We start from the raw sequence: 20,200 nt of genomic DNA, 5'->3' as shown, positions 1-20,200 counted from the left end.
GTCGCTCGCGATGGGGTCAGGCCGCGCGGAAGCCCGCCTCGACCAGAAGGGCATCGGAGGTGGTTTCGATGTCATGCTCGAGCTGGCGCATGAAGGCTTGGACGGTCAGCCCGGGCTCGATCCGCGGCAGGAAGTGCACAACGCAGGTGCCGGGTTTGCGCAGGATGCCGCGCTTGGGCCAGAAGACGCCGATATTGGTGGCGACCGGCACGCAAGGCTGGCCAAGCTGTTCATACAGCAGACCCGAGCCCACCTTGTAAGGCTTGACCACACCGGGGTTCACGCGGGTGCCTTGCGGATAGATCACCAGCTGGCCGGGGTCGGCGGCGGATTTTGCGACATCGGCCTTCATCTTGGCGATGGCCGCCCCCCGTTTGCCGCGATCAACGAAAACGCAGCCAAGGCGCTGGGCGTATTGGCCCAGAAAGGGCGTGTAGATCAGCTCGCGTTTCATGATGAACTTGCCGCGCGGGACAGCGTGGAAAATCACCAGAATGTCGAAAAAGCTTTGGTGCTTGGCGGCGACCACCACTTCATCCGTGGGGGGCGTGCCGCGCACCTCGACCTTGAGGCCCAGCATCCAGCGCGCGGTGAAGATCACCCAGCGGCAATAGGTGTGGCAGGCGGCAAAGGCGCCTTCGCGGGAAAACAGCGCCCAAGGGGCAAAGACGACAGCCATGATGGCCATGGCCACATACATCTGGATGTTGAACAACAGCGACAGAATCCAGCGGATGGCAAGCATCAGGTCAGCCCTTTCAGGGTGCGGAAGGCGGCGTAGCGGGTGGCGGCAAAGGCCACCACGGCGGTCAGCGGAGGCAATAGCAGCGGCAAAAGCCAGCCGAAACCCTGAAAACCAAGCCCGGTGAGAAACGCCCCAGCGTCATCTGCGCGGGGCAGCAGCGCGATGCCCAGCATGGCGAGGACGGTGCCGATGGCCGCCCCCGTCAGCGCGCGCAAGGTGAAGCGGCGCACAAAGGCGCGCACGATATAGGCGTCTTTCGCCCCCACCAGCCGCAGCACGCGGATGACGGGCAGGTTGGCCGACAGCGCGGCATTGGCGGCCAGCGTGATCATGGCGGCGGTGGAGCCGGTGATCAGCAAAAGCGAGAGCGCACCCAGAAGGCGCAGCCGTTCGGCGGCCGTGGCCATGGGGCGGCGCCAGCGGGTGTGATCGTCCAGCACCGCGCCGGGGGCTTCGGCCGCGAGGCGCAAGCGCAGGCCTTCGCCATCATAACCGGGGCTGGCCTCTGTCAGTTCGATCAGCCGGGGAAGGGGCAGCGCGTCGACCGGCAGGTCGGGGCCGAACCAAGGTTCAAGCAGAGCACGCTGTTCGGCGCTGTCGAGCACGCGCGAGGAGGCGACGCCGGGCGTGGTGGACAGCAGGGCGACCACGGCGGCAACTTGGGTGTCGAGCTGTTCGGGCGGGGCCGAGATGCGGATGGTGGCGGTGCCTGCAAGGGCCGAGGCCCAGCGGTCGGCCAGACGGCCCGAGGCGAGCGACAGGGCAAGGGCAAACACGGCGAGGAAGGCCATTGCCCCGGCGGTGAACAGCGTCAGCTGTGCGGTGAAGCCCGAGGGCGGCACCACGCGGTCGGCCTGACGGTCGCTCGCCAGAAGCGCGGGGGCCAGCAGGGCAGGGGAGAGGAAGCGGGGCAGGGAGAACCTCACAGATCGGCCCCCGCAAGCTGCACCCGACGGTTCTGGATGCGCAGCACCCGCGCGGCCAATTGCGATTTGGCTTGCCGGATCAGGTTCATGTCATGGGTGGCGACCAAGATGGTCTTGCCCATCCGGCTAAGCTCTACCAGCAAGGTGAGCAGGCGCAGCGACATATCCCAATCAAGGTTGCCGGTGGGTTCGTCGGCAAGGATCACATCGGGCGAGGTGATGATGGCGCGGGCAAGGGCGGCGCGTTGACGCTCTCCTCCGGAAAGTTGTGGCGGCAAGGCATCCGCCAGCTTGCCCAGACCCACCCAATCGAGCAGGGCGGCCAGATCCTGCGGGTCGCCCTTGCGGTTGGCCACGGTCAGCGGCAGCGTGACATTGGTGGCAAGGGGCAGATGGTCGAGGAACTGGCAATCCTGATGCACCACCCCGATGCGGCGGCGGCTGAGCGCCACGTCATCGCGCGTCATCAGGCGTGCGTCACGGTCGAAGATCGAGACACGGCCAGCGGTGGGGCGCAATTCGGCATAGGCCAACTTGAGAAAGGTGGACTTGCCGGCGCCGGATGGGCCGGTGAGAAAATGGAACGATCCCGGCGCAAGGCGCAGGGTGATGTCGGACAGCAATTCGCCCCCGCCGTAGTTGAAACCCACATTCTCGAACGCGATCACTCATCCGCCCCTTTGGCCTGCCGCTGGCACGCGGGCAGGATTGCGCAAAGCGGGGACGGATACAATGACGGGCGGGCCTGTGTCGTTGCGAAAACAGCCACAAACTCTTGGCCTTGAGCGGGTTCATTGCTAGTGTCGCCGGAAAATCCGGGAGAACCGGGAAAGGTAAGCCCGCATGCGCCTGATTTGTCCGAATTGCGATGCCCAATATGAAGTTGACGATGGCGCCATTCCAGAGGCCGGTCGTGACGTGCAATGCTCGAACTGTGGGCATGCCTGGTTTCAGGCGCGCGAGACGGCGGGAGAAGATGTGACTGCGGCGCAGTCCAGGGTCCCGGAACCGGTGCCCGCCGCGCTGGCGCAGCGCGACGAAGACGATGCAGAAGAGGATGCGCCGGAGTTGGCGCCGCGTGCCTCGGTGGCCCCCCCCGTCGCCCCCCCCGTGGCGCCGCGCAAGCTGGATGATGACGTGCTGGCCATCCTGCGCGAAGAGGCCGAGCGCGAAATGGCCGCACGTCGGGCAGAGCAAGCGCCGATCGAGATGCAGGGGGATCTGGGCCTGCCGCCGCCGGTCTCTCCGGTCGTGGGATCTGCTGCCGCGGCGGCGGCGGCCACATCCGCGGCCCGCAGCGAGACCGAACGGCGGATCGCCGCGATAAAGGGCGAGCGCGGCCCCGGCCTGCGGCCTGCAGCCCGGCGCGATCTGCTGCCTGACATCGAGGAGATCAACTCCAGCCTGCGACCCAATGACATGGCGGCCAGTCTGGCTGAGGAGTCACAGGCCCGGCGCGCGGGAAAAGGCGCTGGTTTCCGCTCGGGCTTTGCGCTGGCGATGATCCTCGCGGTGGTGGCGGTGGCGGTGTATGTGATGGCGCCGCAGATCTCGGCCCAGATTCCGGAAGCCTCTGAGGCGATGCAATCCTATGTGGCCACGGTTGATGGTCTGCGGCTTTGGGTGGATGCCCTGATGCGGCGGGCCACCGGCGCGCTGAATGGGATGACCGCAGGCTGAGGCGCGCCTTGGGTGGCGGGTCGTGACGCGGCGTTGCGGGTGACAAGCCTTGCGCCGCCGCTCATTGTGCCGCGAGTTTGCCGGAGGACATCATGACCACCTATCCCCATCTGCTTGCCCCGCTGGATCTGGGCCATGTGCGTTTGCGCAACCGTGTGCTGATGGGGTCGATGCATACGGGGCTGGAGGAAACCGGCGATTGGGGCCGGGTGGCGGCGTTTTACGCGGCGCGCGCGGCGGGCGGTGCCGGGTTGATCGTGACGGGCGGCATGGCGCCCAACCGGGAAGGCGGGGTGTTTCCGGGGGCGGCGGGGTTGTTTTCCGACACCGACATCGCCAACCACCGCCGGGTGACGGATGCGGTGCATGACGCGGGCGGCTTGATCGCCATGCAGATCCTGCATGCCGGGCGCTATGCCTATGGCAAGGAGTGCGTGGCGCCGTCGGCGATCAAATCCCCGATCTCGCCCTTTGTGCCGCGCGAACTGGATGCGGAAGGCATTGAAAAGCAGATCACCGACATTGTCACCGCTGCCGTGCGCGCGCGGGAGGCGGGGTATGACGGTGTGGAGATCATGGGGTCGGAAGGCTATTTCCTGAACCAGTTTCTGGTGCGCCACACCAACCGGCGCGACGATGACTGGGGCGGATCTTATGAAAACCGGATGCGCCTGCCGGTGGAGGTGGTGCGCCGGGTGCGCGAGGCGGTGGGGCCGGAGTTCATTTTGATCTACCGGATCAGCCTGATCGATCTGGTTCCCGATGGGTCAAGCTGGGAAGAGGTGGTGCAGCTTGCGCGCGCGATTGAGGCGGCGGGGGCCAGCCTCCTCAACACCGGCATCGGCTGGCACGAGGCGCGGGTGCCCACCATTGCCACATCGGTGCCCCGCGCGGCCTTTACTTGGCTGACGGCGCGGCTGCGGCCCGAGGTGGGGATTCCGGTGATCACGTCGAACCGGATCAACACGCCCGAGGTGGGGGAGCGCGTTCTGGCGGCGGGGCAGGCCGATATGGTGTCGATGGCGCGGCCTTTTCTGGCGGATGCCAATTTCGTGGCCAAGGCGGCGGCGGGGCGGGCCGAGGAGATTGCGCCCTGCATCGCCTGCAATCAGGCCTGTCTGGACCATACGTTCAGCGGCAAGCTGACGAGTTGTCTGGTGAACCCGCGCGCCTGCCATGAGACCGAACTGGTTTACACCCCCAGCGAGGCGCCGAAGCGGGTGGCCGTTGTCGGCGCGGGGCCTGCGGGGATGATGACGGCGCTGGTGGCGGCCGAGCGGGGGCATCAGGTGGTGCTGTTCGACCGTGCGGAGCGGGTGGGCGGTCAGCTGCATCTGGCGGCGAGCGTGCCGGGCAAGGAGGAGTTCAAGGGGTTGATCGCATGGTTCGGCACGATGCTGGAGCGGTCAACGGTCGAGCTGCGGTTGGGCGCCGAGGCCCGCCCGGAGGATCTGGCGGGCTTTGAGCAGGTGGTGATCGCCACCGGCGTGGCCCCGCGTGACCCGGGGATTGCCGGGCAAGAGCGGGCGCTGAGCTATCTGGACGTGTTGCAAGGGGCCCCGGTGGGACGGCGCGTGGCGGTGATCGGGGCCGGGGGCATCGGCTTTGACGTGTCGGAATACCTAGTGCATTCCGGGACAAGCCCCACCGAAGATCTGGCCTTGTGGCGCCGGGAGTGGGGTGTGGGCGATCCGGCCGAAGCGGCGGGCGGCTTGGCCGCGCCCGCGCCAGAGGCCCCCGCGCGCGAGGTCTGGCTGTTGCAGCGCAAGGCCGAGAAGCCGGGGCGCGGGCTGGGCAAGACCACAGGCTGGATTCACCGTGCGGCCCTTGCGGCCAAGGGGGTGAAGATGATGGGCGGCGTGAGCTACAAGGCGATCACCCCCGAGGGGCTGCTGGTCGAGCGCGACGGGGCCGAGCAGGTGTTGCCAGTGGATGACGTGGTGCTGTGTGCCGGGCAAGTGTCTGAGCGCAGCCTCGCCGATGCCTTGATCGCCATGGGCATCACGCCGCATGTGATTGGCGGGGCTGATGTGGCGGCCGAACTGGATGCCAAACGTGCGATTGATCAGGGCGCGCGGCTGGCGGCGGCGCTGTGACGCCTTAGAAGTTGTTGGGGTTGCCGGGGAGAATGGTGCCTGTGCCTTCGTCTCCGGCGACGCCCACCCAAACGATGCTGCGCCCGTTGACCCGCACCCCCCAGCAACTGGCCGGATTGCCATCATAGCCAAAGCACATGCGGTTGCCTTGGATCGTCCATTCGCCGCGATAATCCGGGCCACGGATGGCACCGTTGGGGGCATAATATTCGGTGAAGCCACCCGAGGCGCTCATGGCGCCTTGCACGGTGTTGCCCACCAAGGCCGCCCGGATCGCGGCGCCCGTGGCCAGATCCTGCCCTGCCGCAGGCAGCGGCGCGAGCAGGGCGAGGCACAGCAGGGGGGCGATTCGGGCGACGGTCATCAAAACCTCCTCGGAACGGGGAAAGGTTAACGCAGGACCGCGGAAATTCAAAGATGACGCAAGGTCAGGAATTCGGGACTGTCACGCCCAATTTTCCCGCCAGCAGCGTCAGCGCCTTGCGGTCTTCCGGTGTCCAGTCCGCACGCTGTGACAGGAACAGCATGGCCTGACTGGAATGGATCAGCGCGTCGGACAGGATTTTCAGGTGGTTGGCGCGCAGCGTTTCGCCAGACGAGGTGATGTCTGCAATCGCCTCGGCCGTGAGGTTCTTGACAGTGCCTTCGGTGGCACCTTGGCTGTCGACGAGCTGATAATCGGCGATGCCTTGCGTTGTCAGGAAGTCGCGCACCAGACGGTGGTATTTGGTGGCGATGCGCAGGCGAAAGCCGTGGCTGCGGCGGAAGGCGGCGGCTGCGGCGTCGAGATCATCCAGCGTGTCGACATCGATCCATGACACCGGCACGGCAAGGATCAGATCGGCATGGCCAAAGCCCAAGGGCGCAAGCTCGGCCACCTGTGCGCGCCAGTCAGCCAGCTTTTCGCGCACCAGATCAGACCCGGTGACGCCCAGATGAATGCGCCCTGCGGCCAGTTCACGGGGGATCTCTCCCGCCGAGAGAAGGACAAGTTCAACACCTTCGACGCCTTCGACCGCGCCGGAATATTCGCGCTCGGCCCCGTCGAGACGCAAGGTCACGCCGCGCGCGCCAAACCAGTCGAAGGTTTTCTCCATCAGCCGTCCTTTGGACGGCACGCCGATCTTGATCATGCTTGATCCCCGGTCAGGCGGGCCAGAAGCCCCGCGCGGATAACGCCGCCCACGGCGGGAATGGATTTGCCCTGTCCCAGAACGGCGGTCAGCGCATCATAGCGCCCGCCGCTGGCCACCGGAGGCAGCGCTGGGTCTTCGGCGTGAAATGTGAAGACGAAGCCATCATAATATTCAAGGCTGGTCCGGCCATGGCTTGCCTCGAAGGGCAGGGTGTCGGTGTCGATGCCGTGGTCGGCCAGCGCCTCCAGCCGGGCGGCGAAGCGGTCTACCGCCGGGGTGATCGCGGGAAGCATGGGCGCGATGCCGCGCAGATGAGACAGCGCAGCGCGGGCCGGGGCCTGAAGCGACAGGAGATCATAGAGCAGGGCGGCCTCGGGCGCGGCCAGCGGCGGGGTTTGCGCGTCTTGGATCAGGGCTTCGGCGCGGGCGGCGATTTCGGCCTCGGAGCGCAGCCCGGTGAAGGTGCCGGCCTGTGCAATCAGCGCGGCCGGGGAGCCTTGGGCGAGACGATCCAGCAAATGCCGACGTGCGGCCGGGACCGGAGCGCGCCCGGAAAAGCGATCGAGCAAGGCGCGGAAGCGTTGTGGCCGCCAGATGTGGCGCAAGAGCGCCTGCTTGCGGCGGTCTGACGTGGCCAGGCCCCGCACGGCCGCCATCAGGATGCCGATGTCACCGGTGAGGGGGCGCAAGGCCAAGCCGTGCTCGCGCAGCACGCGGTCGATCAGCGCAAAGACGCGCGCATCGGATTGTTCGGGCTGATCGCGGCGGAAGATTTCGATGCCAGCCTGATGATATTCCGACGGGCGGTCGCCGGCGCGGTCTTGTTTGCGAAAGATCGGGCCGGAATAGGCATAGATGGCCGGTTCGGCCCCGCCTGCCATGTGCTGTTGCACGACCGGCACGGTGAAATCGGGGCGCAGCATCATTTCGCCCCGCACCGGGTCCACTGTCATATAGGCGCGGGCACGGATGTCTTCGCCATAAAGGTCCAGCAGGGTTTCTGCCGGAAGCAGGATATCGGCCTCGACCAGCGTGGCCCCCTGTTCGGTGAACCACGCGGCGAGACGATCAGAGGTGGCGCGTTCGGCGGTGCTGCGCATCAGTTTGGGTCCAGCATCCGGCGCACGGCGGCGACGAGGTCGGCGCGGGGGACTTCGACCTGCGCGGGGCGGTCTTTCCATTCTTCCAGCGTCGCGTTTTGCGCAATCTGCGCGCCAAGCACCAGATCCTTGAGGATGACAGTGCCTGCTGCCGCCTCGTTCCCGCCTTGGATGATGGCGATGGGGCTGTGGCGCTTGTCGGCGTATTTCAACTGATTGCCAAAGTTCTTGGGGTTGCCGAGGTAGCATTCGGCGCGGATGCCTGCGGCGCGCAGCTCGCCCACCATGCCCATGTAATCGGCCATGCGATCACGGTCCATCACGGTGACGATGACGGGACCGGTGGTGTCGGTGGTGAGGCGGCCCTTGGCGTGCAGGGCGGCCAGCAGACGGTCCACTCCGATGGAGACGCCGGTGGCGGGGACGGATTGGCCAGTGAAGCGCTTCACGAGGTCATCATAGCGCCCGCCGCCCGCGACCGAGCCGAACTGGCGCTTGCGGCCCTTTTCGTCAAGGATTTCAAAGGTAAGCTCGGCCTCATAGACCGGGCCGGTGTAGTAGCCAAGGCCACGCACCACGCCGGGGTCGATCACGATACGGTCGGGGCCGTAGCCTTGGGCCGCGAGGAGGGCGGCGATCTGTTCGAGTTCGTCGACGCCTTCGAGGCCGATGGAGGAGGAGCCGACCAGTTCGCGCAGGCGGGCGACGGTGTCGGCCCCCGTTTCCCGCTTTGCGGTGGTAAAGCCCATCACGACGTTGGCCTGTTCGGCGTTCAGGCCTGCGCCTTTGGTGAAATCGCCGGACTCGTCGCGGCGGCCTTCACCCAGCAGGGCGCGGACGCCTTCGGGGCCTAGGCGGTCGATCTTGTCGATGGCGCGCAGGACGATGCCGCGTTCGGCCTCTTTGTCGTCGCCCGAGAGGCCCGCGACCTCCATCACGCCGTTGAGCACCTTGCGGTTGTTGACCTTGACGACGTAATCGCCGCGATCAATGCCGGCGGCTTCGAGCGCGTCAGCAAGCATGGCGCAGATTTCGGCATCGGCGGCGACCGATGGCGCGCCCACGGTATCGGCATCGCATTGGTAGAACTGGCGGAATCGGCCGGGGCCGGGCTTTTCGTTGCGCCAGACCGGGCCCATGGCATAGCGGCGGTAAGGGCTGGGCAGGTCGTTGCGGAATTGCGCGGCAACCCGGGCCAAGGGGGCCGTGAGGTCATAGCGCAGGGCGAGCCAGTCGGTGTCGTCTTCTTTCCACGCAAACACGCCTTCATTCGGGCGGTCGACATCGGGCAGGAATTTGCCAAGCGATTCAACCGTTTCCACCGCGCTGGTTTCCAGAGGGTCAAAGCCATAGCGGTGATAGACCGCCGTGATCTTGTCCAGCATCGCTTTGCGCGTGGTGACTTCGGCACCGAAATAATCGCGGAACCCCTTGGGGGTTTCGGCGCGGGGACGGCGGATTTTCGCGTCGGACATGGCGGTTTGGCCCTTCGATCTTTGCCGGGCATCCTGTAACGGATGGGGGGCATGGCGGCAAGCGGCACGGGGTGAAGATGGCAGACCGGGTTGACGGGATCGAAGAGCGGGTGGCGCATCTGCTGCGCGCGGTCGACGATCTGTCGGATGTGGTGACCGCACAGGGGCGCGAGATTGACCGGTTGACCCGGCTGGTCGGGCTGCTTGTGGAGCGTGAGGCCGAGCGGGAGGCGGGGGTGGGCGATGCGCCCGCCGCCGATGTGAGGCCGCCGCATTGGTGATGGCCAAGGTCGATCTGTCGGCGCTGGCGGTCACGCTGGCGATTGGCGCGCTGGGGGGCGTGGTGGCGGCGCTGCTGGAGGTGCCGCTGGGCTTTCTGCTGGGGTCGCTCTTGGCGGTGGGGATCACGGCGGCGATGGGCTGGCGACCGCTGGGCCGGGGCATCACGATGCCGGTGAAGCTGCGCATGTGTTTCGTGCCGGTGATCGGCGTGGCGATTGGCGGGGCCTTCACGCCCGAGGTGGCGCGCGAGGCACTGGGCTGGGGCGGCAGTCTGCTGGGGCTTCTGGTCTTTGTGCCGATGGCCCATGCCGTGGGCTATGTTCTTTTTCGCACGGGGGGATTGCCCCGGGTGGACGCCTATTTCAGCGCGCTACCGGGCGGGCTGATCGAAAGCGTGCAACTGGGCGAAGAGGCGGGGGCCGATGTGCGGCTGCTGACGGTGCTGCAATTCCTGCGGCTGATCCTGACCATCATCGCGGTGCCGTTGATCTTTGCCGGGGTGACAGGCCATGCGGTGGGATCGGCTGCCGGGGTGCAGATGACGGGGGCGGATGCGGCGCTGGGCCCGCGCGATGTGCTGATCCTGCTGGCCTGCGGCGGGATTGGGGTGTGGCTGGCGCGGTTGTGCCGGATTCCGGCCTGGATCATCACCGGGCCGCTGATCCTTTCGGCCTTGGTGCATGTGCTCGGCTGGGTCGAGGGGGTGCCGCCGGGCTGGCTGATTTCCGTGACGCAGGTGGTGCTGGGCACCGGGCTTGGTGCGCGTTTTGCCGGGGTGAGCGGCGCGATGCTGCGGCGGGCAGGGCTGCTTGCGGTGCTGAACGGGGCGGCGGTGATGACGCTGGCCTACGGCTTTGCCTTTGTGCTGCACGCGCTGGTGGGGGAGTCGGTGGCGGCGGTGTTTCTAGCCTTTGCGCCGGGGGGCTTGGCCGAGATGAGCCTGATCGCGCTGAGCCTGAACATCAGTGCCATCTATGTGACCACGCATCATGTGCTGCGGATTGCGCTGGCGGTGCTGGCGGCGCAAATCGGGGTGCGCTGGTTCCTGAAGCGCTAGGCGCAGGGCTGGGCGGACTTCTGGACAGGCGGGGCCGTGCGTGGCACTAGGGGGAGGACCCTAGGAAGGCCCCTGTTCATGGCGGATATCCCATCGAAACTGACCCTTGCAGCGCATGAGCGCGCGGCGGCCCGCGTGCTGCGTGTGGAGGGGGAGGCGCTGTTGACGCTGGCAGGCGCTCTGCCTGCGGATTTCGCAGGCGCAGTGGCGGCGCTTTTGGAGGTGCGGGGGCGGGCCGTGCTGTCGGGAATTGGCAAATCCGGGCATGTGGCGCGCAAGATCGCGGCGACGCTGGCCTCGACCGGGACGCCGTCCTTGTTCGTGCATCCCGCCGAGGCGAGCCATGGCGATCTGGGCATGGTGACGCCCGATGACATTTGCATTTTGCTGTCAAACAGCGGCGAGACGAGCGAGCTGCGCGATCTGATCGCGCATTGCGCGCGGTTTGACATTCCGCTGATCGGCCTGTCGCGCGACCCGGCCAGCACGCTCATGCGGGCGGCGGAATACAAGCTGACGATCCCCGATCTGCCCGAGGCCTGTGCCATCGGCATGGCGCCCACCACCTCCACCACGCTGATGATGGGGTTGGGCGATGCGCTGGCGGTGGCCTTGATGGAGGCGCGGCGGTTTGAAGCCGAGCAGTTCCGCACCTATCATCCCGGCGGCAAGCTGGGCGCGCAGCTGACGCTGGTGCGGCAGGTGATGCATGACGCGGTGCCCTTGGTGCCGCTGGACGCGCCGATGCAGGATGTGGTTCAGGCGATGACGGCGGGCGGTTTTGGCATCACCGGCGTGGTGGATGCCGAGGGCCGTCTGACAGGTGTGGTGACCGATGGCGATTTGCGCCGCAACATCGTGGGACTGCTGGACCGGGTGGCGGGCGACATCGCCTCACGCCGGCCCAAGACGGTGGCACCGCAGACGCTTGCGGCCGAGGCTTTGGCGATTGTGAACGGCTCGAAAATCTCGGCCCTGTTTGTCTGCGAAGACGGGCGGCCGGTGGGACTTGTGCATTTGCACGACCTTTTGCGCATTGGCGTGATGTGAGGGAATGATGAACCAGCAAACCGTGACCGTGGGCGATATCGCGATTGGGGGGGATGCGCCGATCGCGCTTATTTCCGGGCCGTGCCAGTTGGAAAGTGCGGCCCATGCGCGGATGATCTGCGAAGGGCTGCTGGAGGCCTGCCAGCCCACGGGGACGAAGTTCATCTTCAAGGCCAGCTATGACAAGGCGAACCGGTCCTCGCTGAGCACCAACCGCGGCTTGGGGATGGAGATGGGCTTGCGCATCTTGTCGGACATCCGGGCCGAATATGGCGTGCCGGTGCTGACGGATGTGCACGAGCCGGGGCATTGCAAGATTGCGGCAGAGGCGGTGGATGTGCTTCAGATCCCGGCCTTTCTGTGCCGCCAGACCGATCTTTTGCTGGCCGCGGGCGAGACGGGGCTGGCCATCAACATCAAGAAGGGGCAGTTCCTTGCGCCGTGGGACATGAGACATGTCGCGGCCAAGGTGGAAAGCACCGGCAACCGGCGCATCCTGCTGTGCGAGCGCGGGACGTCCTTTGGCTATAACACCCTTGTCACCGATTTCCGGGGCCTGCCAACGATGGCCGAAACCGGCTGGCCGGTGGTGTTTGATGCCACCCATTCGGTGCAGCAGCCGGGCGGGCTTGGCGGCAGTTCCGGCGGGCAACGGCAGTTTGCGCCGGTGCTGGCGCGGGCGGCCTGTGCGGTGGGGGTGTCGGCGCTGTTCATCGAAACGCATGAAGACCCGGACAACGCGCCGAGCGACGGGCCGAACATGATTTACCTCAAGGACATGCAGGCGCTGATCGGCACGCTCTGCGCCTTTGACCGTTTGGCAAAGGGGCTGTGACCATGGATGCCTGCATCATCATTCCCGCGCGCTATGCCAGCACGCGCTATCCCGGCAAGCCGCTGGTGGCGCTGACCGGGGCGGGGGGCGAGGCGCGCAGTCTGATCGAGCGGTCGGTGCTGGCGGCGCGCGCGGCCTCGGGCGGGGTGATCCCGATTTATGTGGCCACCGATGATGCGCGCATTGCGGAGGAGGCGGCCCGGATCGGGGCCGAGGTCATCATGACCTCGGAAAGCTGCCGCAATGGCACCGAACGCGTGGCCGAAGCGGTGGCGCGGGCGGGGATCACGGCGGATATCGTAGTGAACCTGCAAGGCGATGCACCGCTGACCCCCGCGCATTTCGTGACTGCGCTGATCGAGGCGATGCGGGCCGATCCGGGCTGCGGGATGGCGACGCCCTATCTGCGCTGCGATGCCGAAACGGTGGAGAACCTGCTGGCGGATCGGCGTGCGGGCCGGGTGGGCGCCACCACGGTGGTGGCCGATCGTGCGGGCCGGGCGCTCTATTTCTCGAAAGAGGTGATCCCCTTTACCAACGGGCGCGGCGTGGTCGATGGCATCGTGCCGGTGTTTCATCATGTCGGCGTCTACGCCTATCGTCCCGCCGCACTTGCCGCCTATCAGGCATGGGAGCCGGGGCCGCTGGAGGGCTTGGAAGGGCTGGAGCAGTTGCGCTTTCTGGAGAACGGCCATCCGATCCGCATGGTCGAGGTCTCGGCCCCCGGCGCGATGTTCTGGGAGTTGAACAACCCCAGCGATGTGCCGCTGATCGAAGGCTATCTGAAGCGGATGGGCTGGGCGTGACCCGCGCATGGGATGATGAAGTGGATGCGGCGGGGCTTTTGTGCCCGCTGCCGGTGCTGCGCGCGCGCAAACGGCTGCTGGCGATGCAGCCCGGGCAGGTGCTGCGGGTGGTGGCGACCGATCCGGCCGCGGTGATCGACCTGCCGCATTTTTGCAGCCAGTCGGGGGATGTGCTGCTCTCCTCGGAACAAGAGGGGACGGCGCGGGTGTTTCTGATCCGCAAAGGATCAGCCTAGGGCAGTTTGCAGGAGCGCCCCCTGGCCTGCGCCCAGGATCCAGCCTTCCTCGGGCACGGGGTGGGGCAGGGCGAAAAGCTGCGCGCGCTGATCGGGCGACAGGCGGTGCAGCGCAGTGGCGAGAAGGCGCACCTGCGCCTCATCCGGTACTTGGCCTGTCGCGGCGCAGTGGCGGCGCACGGCATCTGACAAAAGCGAAGGGTATACCTCGGCCAGAACGATGGGGGTGGTGGGGGCCTGAAACGGCCAGACCGAGATCTGTCCGGCAAAGCGCTGGCGCAGCCGTTCCAGCATCGGCAGGCCCGTCAACACCTGCGCGCCGACAGCTCCGGCGCCCGCCAGTTGCCAGATGGGTTTTGGCGCCGATCCGGGCGCGCGGGCCGCGAGGTCGGTGGCCCGGTGCAGCGCCAGCCCCAGCGGCAAGGGCGGCTTCAGCCGGGGCAGGCCGGGGGTTTCAACCTTCTCTCCATTGCCCCAGAACGGGCCATCCCCGGGGAAGGCACTGTTCATCTGTGCGGCGATCTGGCGGTAATTGCTGTGGTTTCCGGGCGTGTCGGTAACGCGCTGCGCCAGCCATCCCCACCAAGACAAGGCCTCTGCCCGGCCGGTCAGCCGGGGAATAAAGCCTTGCGGCGCACCAAAGGCGAAATCAGCGCCGATGAGCAGGCGCTGAGTTTTGCTGAGGGATTCGGCGATCAGCTGCGTTAGGGCTGCTTCTGCCTCAGCCCGTGTGGGGATATTCTGCGCGCGACAGCTCTGCGCGGTGGCGATGGCCAGCCAGATGGAATCTTTCCCACGCCTCGGGCCCTTGGCGGCGGACCAATCAAGGATGGCGGTGCGCTCAAAGATCATGGCGGTGCTGCGCTGCGGCAAGATCGTCGGGCGTGTTGATGTTGAAAAACGTATCTCCCTGCTCGGTGAAAAAGGCGGGCTGCGCGCCTTGGCGCAGCGCCCAGTCGAGCACCTTGCGCTGTCCGCCGTGCAGATCATCTCGCAAGGTGTTGCGTATTCTGGTGGGCCAAAGACCAAATGTAGGGTGCCACTGAGGGGCGCTTGGCGTCCCCGTGGCGGCAAGGGCAAGGCCATTCTGCGCAGCGGCAAGCAGACGCGGCACCAGATCGGCAGGAAAGAACGGCGTGTCTGCGGCCACGGTGACCACGCTTTCCTCCTCCAGGCTGGCGGCCCAGTCCATTGCCGCCAGCACCCCGGCCAAGGGCCCGGGAAAGCACGGCAGCGAATCGGGCAGCACGGGAAGGCCAAAGGCCGAAAATCGGGCAGCATCGCCATTGGCATTGATGGCAAGCGCCTGCACTTGCGGCGCCAGCCGCTGAATCACGCGGGCCATCAGCGTTTGGCCATTCAATTGGCGCAGGCTTTTGTCGTCGCCCCCCATGCGCCGCGCCTGTCCGCCTGCCAGTATCACACCCAGTTGCATGGTCATCCTGTCCCAAGGTGGCGCTTTCGCGCAGGAAGGCCATATTGTAATCAGGTCACAGGGCTGGCAAGCCGATGTACAGAAAGGGCTGGGGCAAAGATGCTGGGCTTTATCTCTGCCCCCGCGCGCGGGGCGGGCGACACGCTTCTGGCCCGGGTCGCGGCGCGCTTGACGGCGCAGGGCGTGTTGCTGGGCGGCGTCGTTCAGGTGAACACCGAAACCGATCCGGACAGCCCCTGCCTGATGGACCTGCGCCTTTTGGGCGGAGGGCGCGTGATCCGGATCAGCCAGTCGCTTGGGCGCCATGCGACTGGCTGCAGGTTGGACACGGCAGGGCTGGAAGAAGCGGCGGGTTTGGTCGCCGAGCAGTTGCACAGGGCAAGGCCGCACCTGCTCATCGTGAACAAGTTTGGCAAGCAGGAAGCCGAGGGCCGGGGCTTTCGGCCGGTGATCGCCGAAGCCATCGCGCTGGGCGTGCCGGTGCTGACCAGTGTAGCTGAAAAGAATCGCGCGGGCTTTGATCTGTTTTCTGACGGTTTGGCATCTTTTTTGCCCGTGGATGAAGACATGGTTTTCAACTGGTGCCTCGGGATGCTGGCGAACGCGGCACCGGAAACCTCTCCCGCCGCCTGACGGGGCTGGCCTGCGGTTCGGGCCGCCAAGATGTATCGCGTCCCTCCTTTTCAAGATGTCATAGGTCAGGCGCTGCACCATCAGGACGCTCGGGCAGAGGGGTAGCGGCCAGCAGATCTGCAATCGCCTGACGGGTGCTGGCACTGACCTCAAGCCGGGCCTGACCCGATTGCAGAACAGGTGTAGCAGGATCATCCGGCTTTGAGGTGGCATAGTCGGCGACCGTTTCCCAAACATCTGCATCTTCGGCCTCAGGGCCACTCGGCGCCGCCCAATTGCCGCCCCAACGTTCAAGCCGTGCCGCCTGCGCAACATTGCCCGCCGTCCGATAGGCGTTTGCTGCGGCCCCAAACTCTCCGGAAGCGATATAGGCGGTGGCGAGAAGGTCCGGGTCGACCTCGGGCACCAGACGGGAGAGCATGCGCAGCGCGCCGCGAGAATCCCCATTGGCCAAGGCAATGCGCGCGGCGATATCACTGTCAGGGTCGTCAGATTGAACCCATTCGGTCGCGGCATTGGGCAATCCTGCGGCGAGCAGCCGTTCGGCAATTTTTCCGCGTATGCTTGAGGGAAGCGCTGCGCGCTGCGTGGCGTCAAGGCCGACCGCGAAGGTGAGCAAAGGCGTTTCCGTGCCTGTCTCAGCCAAGAGCATCCAGACATCCCGTTCCAAGGCCAAATCTTGCCCCGCATGGCCAAAAGCAGCTGCATAATCGCCCCCCAGCGCGGCGGCATGCGCCAAGGCGCGGTCAAGCTGCGGGCGCAGAGGGCCATCGCCATGCTCAAAGGCAAAGGCCTCCAAAGCCTCAAGGTCTTTGCCATCGACCGCTTTACGCTGCTGAAATCGTGCTTCGACAAGTGTCAGCAGGCGGGTCAGCGCGTTTTCTCCCTGCGCGTCCTGTGGGAGTGCGGCCTCGGCCGCAGCAGGATCGCCTGCTTGGAGAGCTTGGGTGGCCGCGAGCAGGCCGACAGCAGGATTTTCTTCAGAAGTCGCGCGCGCAAAGGCCTGGCGCACCACTTCAGCATTGGCGGCATCGCCCGAGGCCAGCAAGCGCCTTGCAATGTCCGGCCCCAGCGCGGCACGCAGTTCCGCGGGCATTGCCAGAAAAGACCGGCTGACGGCCGCACCGTTGACGAAAGCCAGCGGCGCGCGGTCGTCCGCCGCGAGCAGTGCCCAGAGCGCCGCTGCCGAGTCACAATTCTGCATTCCCTCGAACGGATTGTCTGGCAGGGGCGCTCCGTCAACCAAAAATGAAATACTTCGGCGCAAAGGGTCTGACTGACCGACCGGCAGAAAGCTGTCGAGCATCCATCGCGCCTCGGCGCCCAAGCCAAAGTACAGATAAGTATCGACCGCCTGGGTCACTTGCGTGGGATCGGGGATGTCAAACTCCGTGAGCACGTTGGCGCGCGCCTGTGCGAGCAGTGTGACGGCATCCTCTCCCTCAGGTGGCGCAGCGCTCGCCATGTCTGTCGGCTCAGGGCAGTTTGCCCCCACGACGGTGACATCGGGCGCAGCAGTCCGGTCGGTGCTGATGTCTATTCCCGGCAAGGCATCCAATGCGGCGCGCGCATTGTTCGGCTCTTCTTGGTTCGGGGCCCCAGACGGCTCCTGCGGCATTCTTTCTTCCGGAACGGCCACCTCCACCACACCTTGGGTTGCGCCCCGTCCGACCTCCGCAATCAACATGGCGCGAAACTCCTTGAGCCGCAGGTCGTCCGCAAGCGAGTCGGGGGCCAAGGCGTTGTGTCCGGCTGCGGCAGTGGGGTGCGCCAGCCAATCATACACAGGCTGAACCCGGTTGCTGCGCCGCGGTCGTTTTCGCTCTGCGGCCTGAAGCGGCGCTAGCGGGCTGCCCTCTTCCAAGCTCAATTCAAAACTGGAACCGGTCGGGGGTGGCCCATCCCTGATGTCGATCACGAGCACGGTCGGGCCGAGTTCAAATGGGATGGCGTGACAGGCGCAGTCGACGCCAAGAAGGAGGTCGTTGCTTACGGGATCGACCCAAATGCTGCGCAGGCGATCTCGTGTGATACGGCGGTAAACATCGGAAAGATCGTAAACACGGCTTGGCCCCTTGAGCCGCAGCGCATAGCCTTGCGCCGACCGACCAAGAACCCAGTCTACCGGTTCGGAATAAGTGAAAACCAGACGCGTGAAAGGACCGTGTTCGCCAGATTTCACATTCACGCCTTGCGCCAGCGCGGGCATTCCAAGCAGGCACAGAAGGAGGCAAAGGTATTTCATGCCGCCTCCTGTTTGAGACCGCGCAACGCCTCTTCGAGATCGCCAAAGCTGGGGCGGACGGAATGCGGCGTATTCTGACGGCCCACCTCAATGCAGATGTTGGCGGGATGGTTGTGCAAATTTGCAATCAATACCTCCCGGATCAGTTGGTAAAAATGCCCGTCATCATCGACGACGGCTTTGACGCGCGCGGCGAAGGGACCCACGATCCCGTAGGCCAGGAAAACACCCAAAAACGTGCCAACCAAAGCCCCGCCAATCATCTTGCCAAGAATTTCGGGGGGTTGGTCGATCGATCCCATCGTCTTGATGACGCCCAAGACAGCGGCAACAATCCCAAGAGCAGGGAGAGCATCGGCCATGGATTGTAATGCGTGGCTGGAATGCAAAGCATGGGATTGCGTTGCCTCCATGCGCTTGTCGAGCACCTCTTCGACCTGATGGGGGTCGTCGTAATTCATCGAAGCTGCACGGAACGTGTCACAGATCATATCGACCGCCTCGTGATCCTTCTGAATCTTCGGATATCGACCGAAAATCGTGGAGCTTTCGGGATTTTCCACATGCTCTTCAAGGCCGACCGGATTGACGCGTGCAAGTCGAATCAATTCGAACAGCAGACACAGCAAGTCGCGGTAATCTCCGGGCTTCCAGTGGGCGCCCTTGAACACTTTTCCGATGTCTTTCGCAGTGTGCTTGACCACGGAAATATCGTTTGAAATCAGGAAGGCGCCGACCGCTGCGCCGCCAATCATCATCATCTCGAAAGGCAAAGAGTGCAGGATGATCCCCAGTTTTCCGCCGGCAAGGACATAGCCGCCGAAGACCATCAAGAAGATCACCCCAATACCAATGAATCCGAACATCCAGTTCCCATCCTGTTGCTGCTCTGTCCGACCATCACATTGAAGCGTGAAGAAAGGCTGACCTTCACTCCTTAGGCGCAAGGGCATTTCGGCCAGCAATCAACACACTGACCGAATAGGCTGTTTCTGGCGTCATCCCCGCCAGAATCGCAGCGGCGGCATCGGGGCGCATGCGGCCCAGAAAGCCGGCTGCAAATTCCTGCGCCATGGTCTCAAAGATGGCAGCGGCCTCGGCCGGCTTCATGGCTTCGTAAACGGCGGTCAGGCGCTGCAAATCTTTTTCCGCCGCACCATCGGCGATGGCCAAGGTGTCCCGCAGGCGCGCTTCTACCGACTGCAACTCTTCCAGCCGCTGAGCCAATGCTTCATCGGCAAGGGCAAGTGCGGCCAGTCTGTCCTGCAAGGCAATTTCGCGGGCAGCAAGGGCAGCATCCCGGTCGCGCAGGGCCTGCGCCAGCGCCGCGGGCGGCTCGGGGCATTGCAGCGGCTCATGCTGAGGCGTGGCCTCTTCCGCAGCCTGCAACGCCATCGCACTGCCGATTCCATGACCCAAGCGCAATGCGCCCCCTGCCGCCAGAACCAACGCCAACAGGGCAAGCGTGCCACGACCTGACAAAAACGCCCTCAGCTTCATTCCGCCACTCGCAAACTCGTGCGCTCGGGGCGGCGGCGGACAAAGCGAGGCCGGCGGTCTTCGAGGTTTTCGGTCGCCGTGGGCGTGTCGGGAATCGCGTCGGGCATATCATGGAGAGACGCCAGAATCAGCTCCAGCCGCGCTGCGGCAGCCTCGGCACGGCGCACTTGATCTTCCAACGCCGATGAAGAGGCATGCGCAGAGCCGCGCGCACGTTCAAGTGCCTTTGTCATATCATCAACCTGTGCTGAGAGCACCGCAATCGCGCCGCCCATCCCGGTCTCCAGCGCTGTGAACCGCTTCAGGCGACGCGACAACACAAGACAATAAATCGCCGTGGTAAAGGCGCCGGTCGCGAGAAGAAAATCGGCGATCACGTTCATGACCCCTCCCGTCAGTTCAGAACGAATTCGGAAATCAGCAGATCGCGCACCCGGTCCTGACCGGTGACGATCTGCACCCGGCGCAACATCTGCGACTTGAGACGCATCAGGGCGGACGGGTCTTCCAGCTGCGCCAGTTCAACCGCACGCAGATAGCTGTTCAACACGTCCGAAATGCGAGGAAGCAGCAACTGAACCTCTGCGGCATAGGGGCTGCTCACTTCGAGCTGTGAAGCGAATCGCAGGTGGCGCGCACTGGACTGCGGGCCAAGGCTGATCGTGATCGGATCGACCGGCACAAATGTGATGTCGGGCAAGGCCGCATGAGCGGGCGTAGACTCTTCCTCCTCTCCCGCGCCAAGGATCATGCCTGAATAGGTTGCATAAAATCCGCCTCCGCCAAGGGCGATGGCACCCGCCAGCCCGATGACAAGCGGCAACTTGCCCTTTCTTTTTGGCGCAGAGTCAGGAGGGGCTTCTGTCTGGGTCATCATGTGCTCGCATTTCTTGGCGAGACCGAAAATAGAACGAAGGACACTAACCGATTGTTAAGCGGCCTCCTGCATTGATCGATTCATGG

General features: G+C 65.3%; 23 protein-coding genes. 9 read left to right on the top strand and 14 right to left on the bottom strand.

Translation table 11 applies throughout. The features are described 5' to 3' along the window. Positions 1 to 16 precede the first annotated feature (16 nt). The 3 genes from CUR21_RS07685 to CUR21_RS07675 are packed head-to-tail and all read right to left on the bottom strand — an operon-like array spanning position 17 to position 2,339. The gene (locus CUR21_RS07685) at positions 17 to 745 is read right to left on the bottom strand and encodes a lysophospholipid acyltransferase family protein (RefSeq protein WP_369802513.1); all 729 of its coding nucleotides are present in this window, start codon (positions 743 to 745) and stop codon (positions 17 to 19) included. Further along, on the bottom strand, positions 745 to 1,635 hold the full coding sequence (locus CUR21_RS07680; RefSeq protein ID WP_100196794.1) for an ABC transporter permease: 891 nt from the start codon (positions 1,633 to 1,635) through the stop codon (positions 745 to 747). Before CUR21_RS07680 ends, CUR21_RS07685 begins: the two co-directional genes overlap by 1 nt. A gap of 32 nt (positions 1,636 to 1,667) precedes the next feature. After that, positions 1,668 to 2,339, bottom strand: coding sequence for a cell division ATP-binding protein FtsE (locus CUR21_RS07675; protein ID WP_100196419.1), 672 nt, complete (start codon positions 2,337 to 2,339; stop codon positions 1,668 to 1,670). 175 nt (positions 2,340 to 2,514) lie between these two features. Between CUR21_RS07675 and CUR21_RS07670 the strand changes: the two genes are divergently transcribed. Both CUR21_RS07670 and CUR21_RS07665 read left to right on the top strand, forming a co-directional pair. Then, on the top strand, positions 2,515 to 3,351 hold the full coding sequence (locus CUR21_RS07670) for a zinc-ribbon domain-containing protein (protein WP_100196418.1): 837 nt from the start codon (positions 2,515 to 2,517) through the stop codon (positions 3,349 to 3,351). A 92-nt stretch (positions 3,352 to 3,443) separates the two neighbouring features. Continuing rightward, positions 3,444 to 5,447, top strand: coding sequence for an NADPH-dependent 2,4-dienoyl-CoA reductase (locus CUR21_RS07665; RefSeq protein ID WP_100196417.1), 2,004 nt, complete (start codon positions 3,444 to 3,446; stop codon positions 5,445 to 5,447). 4 nt (positions 5,448 to 5,451) lie between these two features. On the opposite strand, the gene CUR21_RS07660 is transcribed toward CUR21_RS07665, so the two are convergent. From CUR21_RS07660 to hisS, 4 genes are all read right to left on the bottom strand, one after another. Further along, positions 5,452 to 5,811, bottom strand: coding sequence for a hypothetical protein (locus CUR21_RS07660; RefSeq protein WP_100196416.1), 360 nt, complete (start codon positions 5,809 to 5,811; stop codon positions 5,452 to 5,454). Positions 5,812 to 5,875: 64 nt separating this feature from the next. Continuing rightward, a complete protein-coding gene (gene hisG / locus CUR21_RS07655; RefSeq protein WP_100196415.1) occupies positions 5,876 to 6,580 on the bottom strand; it encodes an ATP phosphoribosyltransferase in 705 nt (234 codons plus the stop codon). After that, complete coding sequence (locus tag CUR21_RS07650) at positions 6,577 to 7,683, bottom strand: ATP phosphoribosyltransferase regulatory subunit (RefSeq protein ID WP_100196414.1); 1,107 nt, start codon at positions 7,681 to 7,683, stop codon at positions 6,577 to 6,579. The genes hisG and CUR21_RS07650 overlap by 4 nt, the downstream gene beginning before the upstream one ends. Beyond that, positions 7,683 to 9,158 (bottom strand): histidine--tRNA ligase, encoded by a 1,476-nt coding sequence (hisS, locus tag CUR21_RS07645; RefSeq protein ID WP_100196413.1) that lies wholly within the window; start codon positions 9,156 to 9,158, stop codon positions 7,683 to 7,685. Before hisS ends, CUR21_RS07650 begins: the two co-directional genes overlap by 1 nt. A 77-nt stretch (positions 9,159 to 9,235) precedes the next feature. Here hisS and CUR21_RS07640 point away from each other — a divergent pair, with 77 nt between their 5' ends. The 6 genes from CUR21_RS07640 to CUR21_RS07615 all read left to right on the top strand — a co-directional run bounded on the left by CUR21_RS07640 (position 9,236) and on the right by CUR21_RS07615 (position 13,424). Beyond that, a complete protein-coding gene (locus CUR21_RS07640; RefSeq protein ID WP_100196793.1) occupies positions 9,236 to 9,439 on the top strand; it encodes a SlyX family protein in 204 nt (67 codons plus the stop codon). Beyond that, complete coding sequence (locus tag CUR21_RS07635) at positions 9,439 to 10,497, top strand: AbrB family transcriptional regulator (protein ID WP_100196412.1); 1,059 nt, start codon at positions 9,439 to 9,441, stop codon at positions 10,495 to 10,497. Before CUR21_RS07640 ends, CUR21_RS07635 begins: the two co-directional genes overlap by 1 nt. A gap of 78 nt (positions 10,498 to 10,575) precedes the next feature. Further along, on the top strand, positions 10,576 to 11,547 hold the full coding sequence (locus CUR21_RS07630; RefSeq protein ID WP_100196411.1) for an SIS domain-containing protein: 972 nt from the start codon (positions 10,576 to 10,578) through the stop codon (positions 11,545 to 11,547). Between the two features lie 7 nt (positions 11,548 to 11,554). Then, positions 11,555 to 12,382, top strand: a complete 828-nt coding sequence (kdsA, locus tag CUR21_RS07625) for a 3-deoxy-8-phosphooctulonate synthase (RefSeq protein ID WP_232622720.1) — start codon at positions 11,555 to 11,557, stop codon at positions 12,380 to 12,382. 2 nt (positions 12,383 to 12,384) lie between these two features. Next, positions 12,385 to 13,188, top strand: coding sequence for a 3-deoxy-manno-octulosonate cytidylyltransferase (locus CUR21_RS07620; RefSeq protein WP_100196409.1), 804 nt, complete (start codon positions 12,385 to 12,387; stop codon positions 13,186 to 13,188). Beyond that, positions 13,185 to 13,424 (top strand): sulfurtransferase TusA family protein, encoded by a 240-nt coding sequence (locus tag CUR21_RS07615; RefSeq protein ID WP_100196408.1) that lies wholly within the window; start codon positions 13,185 to 13,187, stop codon positions 13,422 to 13,424. The genes CUR21_RS07620 and CUR21_RS07615 overlap by 4 nt, the downstream gene beginning before the upstream one ends. On the opposite strand, the gene CUR21_RS07610 is transcribed toward CUR21_RS07615, so the two are convergent. Both CUR21_RS07610 and mobA read right to left on the bottom strand, forming a co-directional pair. Continuing rightward, entirely contained in the window at positions 13,416 to 14,276 is an 861-nt protein-coding gene (locus CUR21_RS07610; protein WP_157791961.1) for a molybdopterin guanine dinucleotide synthesis, read from the bottom strand. The two genes, CUR21_RS07615 and CUR21_RS07610, sit on opposite strands and share 9 nt — an antisense overlap. Further along, positions 14,266 to 14,859, bottom strand: coding sequence for a molybdenum cofactor guanylyltransferase MobA (gene mobA / locus CUR21_RS07605; RefSeq protein ID WP_369802512.1), 594 nt, complete (start codon positions 14,857 to 14,859; stop codon positions 14,266 to 14,268). Before mobA ends, CUR21_RS07610 begins: the two co-directional genes overlap by 11 nt. A gap of 99 nt (positions 14,860 to 14,958) precedes the next feature. Here mobA and CUR21_RS07600 point away from each other — a divergent pair, with 99 nt between their 5' ends. After that, positions 14,959 to 15,492 (top strand): DUF2478 domain-containing protein, encoded by a 534-nt coding sequence (locus CUR21_RS07600; protein ID WP_100196405.1) that lies wholly within the window; start codon positions 14,959 to 14,961, stop codon positions 15,490 to 15,492. Positions 15,493 to 15,550: 58 nt separating this feature from the next. Here the strand turns inward: CUR21_RS07600 and CUR21_RS07595 are convergent, their stop codons facing one another. From CUR21_RS07595 to fliL, 5 genes are all read right to left on the bottom strand, one after another. After that, complete coding sequence (locus CUR21_RS07595; RefSeq protein ID WP_100196404.1) at positions 15,551 to 17,737, bottom strand: hypothetical protein; 2,187 nt, start codon at positions 17,735 to 17,737, stop codon at positions 15,551 to 15,553. After that, complete coding sequence (gene motA / locus CUR21_RS07590) at positions 17,734 to 18,603, bottom strand: flagellar motor stator protein MotA (protein ID WP_100196403.1); 870 nt, start codon at positions 18,601 to 18,603, stop codon at positions 17,734 to 17,736. The genes CUR21_RS07595 and motA overlap by 4 nt, the downstream gene beginning before the upstream one ends. Positions 18,604 to 18,667: 64 nt before the next feature. After that, the gene (locus tag CUR21_RS07585) at positions 18,668 to 19,237 is read right to left on the bottom strand and encodes a MotE family protein (RefSeq protein WP_100196402.1); all 570 of its coding nucleotides are present in this window, start codon (positions 19,235 to 19,237) and stop codon (positions 18,668 to 18,670) included. Beyond that, positions 19,234 to 19,620, bottom strand: coding sequence for a DUF6468 domain-containing protein (locus CUR21_RS07580; RefSeq protein ID WP_100196401.1), 387 nt, complete (start codon positions 19,618 to 19,620; stop codon positions 19,234 to 19,236). Before CUR21_RS07580 ends, CUR21_RS07585 begins: the two co-directional genes overlap by 4 nt. 11 nt (positions 19,621 to 19,631) lie before the next feature. Next, complete coding sequence (gene fliL / locus CUR21_RS07575) at positions 19,632 to 20,111, bottom strand: flagellar basal body-associated protein FliL (RefSeq protein WP_100196792.1); 480 nt, start codon at positions 20,109 to 20,111, stop codon at positions 19,632 to 19,634. Positions 20,112 to 20,200: the final 89 nt, after the last annotated feature.

Origin of the sequence: Pseudorhodobacter sp. MZDSW-24AT (assembly GCF_002794355.1) — a bacterium.
Lineage (GTDB): Bacteria > Pseudomonadota > Alphaproteobacteria > Rhodobacterales > Rhodobacteraceae > Pseudotabrizicola.
Note: the sequence above shows the minus strand (reverse complement) of the source record. Positions and strands in the feature narration are given on the sequence as shown.